This is a genomic window from Rhizobium sp. 2YAF20 (assembly GCF_052114685.1).
GTDB lineage: Bacteria > Pseudomonadota > Alphaproteobacteria > Rhizobiales > Rhizobiaceae > Rhizobium.
Map to the genome: position 1 here is coordinate 1 of NZ_JBFRFF010000090.1, position 4754 is coordinate 4754.

Sequence of the window (4754 nt, forward strand, 5' to 3'; positions counted from 1 at the left end):
CAACTTCAATCGAGCGCCAATGCAGACGGATTGGTCGCCTTCGATGCCGACGCTGTGATGGCGCGGCTGACGCTCAATATCGCCGTGCGCACCCTGTTTGGCGCTGCGCCGTCGGACGAAGGCCCCATGGTCGAAGCCGCCCTTCAGGATCTTTCGGTCATAGCTTTCGCAGAAAGCACAACTCCTCTCAATCTACTCGACTGGTTGCCCACCCGTGCCAAGCGGCGCAAGCGTCACGCCATGCGCGTGATGGATGGGTTTGTCGGCGGTCTCGTACGTGACGCTCTCAATTCTGCGACGACGGAGAGAGGCGCCCTCGTCGCCAGCCTGATCGAGCATCACGAGCATCGCTTCGACGCTATCCGCGACGATGCGATGAGCCTGCTRATTGCCGGSCACGAGACCTCTGGTGCGCTCCTGTCCTGGACATGGGCGGCRCTYGCCGTGCAYCGGGAGTGGCTGGGCAGGGTCCTTGAGGAGATTGACGGAGTGCTGCGCTGTGAGGAGGCGACAACGGCACATTTGATGCGCTTGCCSGTTGTTAGGGCCGTCCTCAACGAAACCTTGCGGCTTTACCCACCCGCCTATACGCTTTTTCTGCGCGAGGCCGTTGCGGATGTACCTCTAAAAGGGGTCACGATCCGGCGAGGCGATCTGGTGCAGATCGTGCCATTCATTACCCAGCGCGATCCGCGCTTTTTTGCGCAGCCGGAGGCTTTCGATCCCGGCAGGTTCCTCGGCGAGGTGGRTTGGCCAGCCTATGCATATTTGCCCTTCGGCGCCGGTCCGCGCGTCTGTATYGGGCAGAATTTCGGGCTGATGGAAACCGCATTGGCACTGGCGACGATGCTGCAACACTTTGCTCCTGAACCTTTGGCCGCCATGCCTGAGCCAGCGGCGCGCTATTCACTCCGTCCCGCCGACGGCTTGCCGATGACCTGGCGGCGCCGTTGAACGACTGCCATCGATGAACCGGTGGCTTTGGCCCGACGGTGGGACGAAGCATTGAGCGCGATAACCGAACCAGCAGTAGCGGTTGCGGGCGACGAGGCGATAGACCGCGTCCCGGAGTGGTTTCGGTAGGATTCGCAGCACGCCCAGAGCTCGCCACGGCATGCTTAGATGCCGGATAATCGCCAGCCCGGCATCCGAATGCGTCAGCCCGCGCCCGCCCTCGATAACCAGATAGGTTTCGTTAAGGTCGGCTGGCTTCAATCCGTGGACATTTGCCAGCGTCGCCCCCGTCTCCGACCAGGCCGAGACGAAGAGGAAAGCTTGATCACGCTCGTGTTCGAGGATGAACCCTACCCAGGCCGAGCACAGAACACAGTCGGTGTCGAAAATGATGATGCTGTCTTTCGTCTCGCTCACGAATCTATATTCCTAGCCGCAAATCACCTTTTCCATCTGGACCGCTTTGCGAGCAAGAGCCGCTAGTTCTGCTGGGTCCCGTTTTTGGCCTCTGGCGTAATACCTCCGCTAAAGCAATGATCTCCGCGTGTCGCATGATAGATCGCAATTTGCGGTATCAAACAAGGCTCGATAATAAGTGAAACAATTGGGACTGTTGTAGCAATTGAGGACTGCCGAGTTCCATAATTGTGGTTACGGCCCGCTCGTGTGTGTGCGTCTCCCCGGATATGCGTTCCCGGTCTGTGCTCACAACGTCGCATAAGGTCTCGTCTGGGACCACGGCAAGAGGAAGGAATTGAGGCCTGCTATTTACTTTGTCAGGCGCCAGTCATATATTATTCTCTCCAAGGAGAATGATTATGGCGCTTGCCCTTCGTGAATATACTCCTGCAGAGGCTGCAGCTGTTAGCGGGATCGGGGTGAAATCAGTTCACAACGCAATCGACAAGCAGATCATACCAGGGCGGTTCACTGGAAATCGCGTTCGATCGATCACTGACGATGACCTCCTGCGTCTTAAGCTTTGGTACGGTGTGGGTTCCATCCTGTCTGCCGAACGTCGGAAGCGACTTTTCGATGCTATCGCAGACAACCCGGATGCAGATACTGTGAGGGCTGATGATTACCTGATCGTCGATGTAGCAAAAGCCCGCGAGCAACTCGCTGAACGCGCGGACGCTCTTCGAGAGGCGGAGAAGCTGATTTCAACTAGCAGAGGTGTGGTTGGTGGAGAGCCAGTCTTCATTGGCACACGCGTGCCCGTGCGCGCTATTTCCGCAATGAAGGCTCAAGGCGCGACTAACTACGAGATTGTCGAAGGTTATCCAGCGCTTACTGCGCGCATGGTGGAACTGGCGGAAATCTGGACCGCGGCGCATCCAGCACGTGGTCGTCCCAAGAAGTTGTCAGAGCAAGGGCTGAAAGTGAAGGCTATCAAGCGTCTCCTCTTGAAGTCAGGGCACACTTCAAACGAGCCTACCTCGTGAATTTCTGATCGATGAATGCCTTCACACGTCACTCGTTGCAGTAGCTCAGGCACACGGCCACGAGTGCTTCCACGTGAACTGGCTAGGTTTAAGCGGCGAAACTGATTGGGATCTGATGCCCCGCATTGTCGATGGCGACTTTACGTTCGTCACCAACAATGCTCGGGATTTCCGCAAGCTTTATGCCCAAGAAGAGCTTCACGCGGGACTAGTGATTATCGTTCCTCAAGTTGTGCCGGTTCGCCAACGGGAGCTGTTCGACGTCATACTCGAAGAATTTTCAGGAGATGGCGAAGTGGTAAATGAGGTGATCGAGATCACGATTGAAGACGGCATGGCGATCCTCACGCGATACTCGTTGCCAGACGTATAGATTTCACGGTCTTAGACCGCCTTGATCCGGGTGTAAGTGATGAGGTCGGCGGTTCGATTCCATTCAAGGCGATAGCATGTGTCTTCCTCCTCGCTGGCGCGAACACCGGCGGCGGCGTGGCGCGGTTGGGGAGCATGAGGATTCGTGGGGCAGTTATGCGGCGAGAGCCGTTTCGTCTGGTTCGTGATTGTCGTTAGCCATCCCGGGATACCATTGCTGGAAGGTCGAGCGCAGGGAGCCGTCGAGGGTCTGCGTCCTGGTTTGWAGCAGAAGATGCGCACCGATCCTGCTCCACTGCATTTGCTGTTTTTTCGCGAACCGCTTGCTGATGACGGCATTGACGGTTGCCTCGACGAAGGCCGAGGAAATCCGCTCCCCGGACCGGTAACGTTCGCCGTAGTTGATCAGGCTTGCGCGGTTGGAAGCGATGTAGGATCGGAACTCGCCGATGGCGGTGAGAAATTTGCGCATGATCGGGTAGTCCGTTTCGAGCGCTTCCGCATCAAATTGCAGTTCGTCGATTTCCTCACGGGCACGGTACGCATTGCCSTGCCAGAGATGCCATTTGATCCTGCGGAGGGTTTCAAGGATGCCCTGCCCGGCCTGCTCATTATGGTTTTCGACACCCTGGCCGAATTGGCGCARGACCGTGATGCGCATGGTGATGTGGAACCAGTCGAGGACATGTTCGCTTGCCGGCGCGATCATCTCGGTAAGCGAGCGGACCTCTTCTCCTCCGTCGGTGATGAAGGTGATGTCCTGATTGGCCTGAACCCSCTGCTTTTTAAGATGGTCAAGGATACGCCGCTGCGGCTTGCGATCGTAGCCATGGACAAAACCGATGTAACGAGCATTTCCGTCCTCGGGTAAGGAGCGGCCGACGATCAGTTCGAAGTTCTTCTTTCGATCGTTGCGGTCCCGGATATACCCACCATCCAGACCGATGACGATGCGGCCATCGGGAACGGGCAGGTTCATCCAGTCGCGTGGGCAGGCATCCTGCATGAAGGAAACCCGCTCTTCGGTCAGTTCCCGCTCAATGCGCCTGGCGGCCTGCAAGGCGTGCTGCCGGACCGTCGTGGCGTTGGCGCCGCTCTCGACAGGCAGCACATCGGCCAGCAGCTCGGCCGCGGCGGCATAGGGCACGAGCGATGCCCACCGCGTTTCCAGATAGAGGCGCTCGGGGGCAATGTGGTCGGGGATCAATGTCCGGAGTGGAGAGATCGTTACTGGACCGTTTCCGCCGACCAAGTGCGGCAGGTAGTMTCGGGGGCTTTTCAGGCGGACGTCKCCAAAGAGAGTATGGAAGGTTATCGGGTAACTGCCCTTGCTGCGCAGGCGACGCCCATCCAGCTCGCGGTTTCCGCTCAGCCAAAGTTCCACCTGCGTCTGCACCATCGCCTGCTGTAATTTCGTCAGAAGGCCTTTCGCCTCCGACAACGACAGACCGAGATCCTCGGCGCCCTTCGTCACCTTCACCAGATCGGCGACGGTTTCGGTTGCAATCGTCTCACCATCGTCACCTATAATCTCCAGAACCAGCCGCGCCCGCATCTCATGTCCTCGCAATGAGTTTTCCAGAATGACCGTGTGGAAAAYTGATKGCGCCCGTGACGCCCGTTTCTCCTCTGCGGCCTGCCGAAAACACTGATAAAGACCATCAGTTAGCAATCCGAAAAGCGCCCGGCAAACCGGCATGACCTCGATCACAARCCGCAAACGCCAGCGCAGGCCTTGCTTTCGGGCTCCGGCACACTCGCGGTGATGATGCCGCCTTCTAGCGGCCAATCTTCTTTCGAAAGGTCAGGTCGCAAGGCCCGTCACATCTGCTGGTGCATCRGGATCAGATGTTCGCTCTGCCGCAGCCGATCATTCACCGTCCGCCGCTCGAACGACTGGCCCAGCAGTGTAGCTCGGCCCTTGATCCGAAACAGCAGTTCCTGCAACTCCCCAGCGCGGTCCGGATCATCAAGGACGGCAAG

5 protein-coding genes are annotated in these 4754 nt (G+C 58.0%); 3 read left to right on the plus strand and 2 right to left on the minus strand.

Going from position 1 to position 4754, the window contains the following annotated elements; translation table 11 throughout:
* Positions 1-954 (plus strand): cytochrome P450 (locus AB4Z52_RS35660; RefSeq protein WP_442222528.1); only part of this gene is annotated, 954 nt, incomplete at its 5' end.
* Here AB4Z52_RS35660 and AB4Z52_RS35665 read toward each other — a convergent pair.
* Positions 907-1371 (minus strand): thiol-disulfide oxidoreductase DCC family protein, encoded by a 465-nt coding sequence (locus tag AB4Z52_RS35665; protein WP_442222529.1) that lies wholly within the window; start codon positions 1369-1371, stop codon positions 907-909. The two genes, AB4Z52_RS35660 and AB4Z52_RS35665, sit on opposite strands and share 48 nt — an antisense overlap.
* 401 nt (positions 1372-1772) lie before the next feature.
* Between AB4Z52_RS35665 and AB4Z52_RS35670 the strand changes: the two genes are divergently transcribed.
* Together AB4Z52_RS35670 and AB4Z52_RS35675 are read left to right on the plus strand one after the other, a co-directional pair.
* Positions 1773-2399 carry a DUF433 domain-containing protein gene (locus tag AB4Z52_RS35670; RefSeq protein ID WP_442222530.1) on the plus strand — a complete coding sequence of 209 codons (627 nt, stop codon included), beginning with the start codon at positions 1773-1775 and terminating at the stop codon, positions 2397-2399.
* 7 nt (positions 2400-2406) lie between these two features.
* Positions 2407-2772: a DUF5615 family PIN-like protein gene (locus tag AB4Z52_RS35675; RefSeq protein ID WP_442222531.1), complete on the plus strand. Its 366-nt coding sequence runs from the start codon at positions 2407-2409 to the stop codon at positions 2770-2772.
* 153 nt (positions 2773-2925) lie between these two features.
* On the opposite strand, the gene AB4Z52_RS35680 is transcribed toward AB4Z52_RS35675, so the two are convergent.
* On the minus strand, positions 2926-4326 hold the full coding sequence (locus AB4Z52_RS35680; RefSeq protein WP_442222532.1) for an ISKra4 family transposase: 1401 nt from the start codon (positions 4324-4326) through the stop codon (positions 2926-2928).
* Positions 4327-4754 lie beyond the last annotated feature (428 nt).

What these genes read in the sequence shown, in the direction of transcription:
- AB4Z52_RS35670 (WP_442222530.1), top strand. Translation starts at nt 1,773, where the DNA reads ATGGCGCTTGCCCTTCGTGAATATACTCCTGCAGAGGCTGCAGCTGTT.